This window comes from Actinocorallia lasiicapitis, assembly GCF_054778695.1.
The window spans coordinates 1-1,109 of record NZ_BAAGZI010000763.1 but is presented as its reverse complement, the minus strand read 5'-3'; the positions used below and the strand labels follow the sequence as shown (position 1 = coordinate 1,109).

The following is a 1,109-nucleotide window of genomic DNA, read 5'->3' as shown; positions in this document are numbered from 1 at the left end:
CGCGCGGATCACCCGCCGCTGGGACGGGCCGTTCGGCGCGGTCAGGCCGTTGGACGCGCCGTCCTGGTTGACCGCGCTGCCCCTGACCCCGGCGAGCACCGGGTGGCCGTTGCGGCGGGCGTCGCTGAGCCGTTCCAGCAGCACCATGCCCGCGCCCTCGCCCCAGCCGGTGCCGTCGGCCGACTCCGCGTAGGACTTGCAGCGGCCGTCGGCGGCCAGACCGCTCTGCAGGCTCATGTCGAGGAAGGTCTCGGGGGTCGCCATCACCGTGACCCCGCCCGCCAGCGCCAGCGTGCACTCGCCCTGGCGGAGCGCCTGGACCGCCCAGTGCAGCGCGACGAGCGAGGAGGAGCAGGCGGTGTCGACGGTCACCGCGGGCCCTTCGAACCCGAAGGTGTAGGAGATCCGGCCGGAGGCGACGCTGCCGGAGCTGCCGTTGCCGATGAAACCGGCGACGTCGGCGGGCGGGATCGCGCCGAGGCGCGTCGCCCAGTCGTGGTACATGACGCCGGCGTAGACGCCGGTGCGGCTGCCCTTGACGGTGAGCGGGTCGATGCCCGCCCGCTCCAGGGCCTCCCACGAGATCTCCAGCAGCAGCCGCTGCTGCGGGTCCATGGCGAGGGCCTCGTTGGGGCTGATGCCGAAGAAGGCCGGGTCGAAGTCGGCGGCGTCGTGCAGGAAACCGCCTTCCCGCACATAGGTGCGGCCCAGCTTTCCCGGTTCGGGATCGTAGAGGTTCGCGACGTCCCAGCCGCGGTCCTCGGGGAACGGGCTGACCGCGTCGTGCCCGCCGGACACCAGCCGCCACAGCTCCTCAGGCGAGGTGACCCCGCCGGGGTAGCGGCAGGCCATGGCGACGACCGCGATCGGCTCGTCGCCGGAGGCCGCCAGCGCGGGGACGGCCGCCGCGGCCGCCGGAACGGCGTTGAGCGCCTTGTCCCTGACGTGCTCGGCGAGCGCCCGCGGGGTCGGATAGTCGAAGATCAGCGTGGAGCTGAGGCGCAGCCCGGTCGCGGTGGTGAGGGGGTTGCGCAGTTCGACCGCGGTGAGCGAGTCGAAACCGAGGTCGGAGAAGGCGCGTTCGGGCCGGACGGCGGCGGGCCCGTCAT

The 1,109-nt window shown here is 73.8% G+C and carries 1 protein-coding gene; it reads right to left on the bottom strand.

Annotated features, from left to right (window positions below; all coding sequences use genetic code 11):
- The coding region (locus ACYVE7_RS34440; protein WP_460370816.1) for an acyl carrier protein at positions 1-1,109 on the bottom strand (1,109 nt) is incomplete at both ends.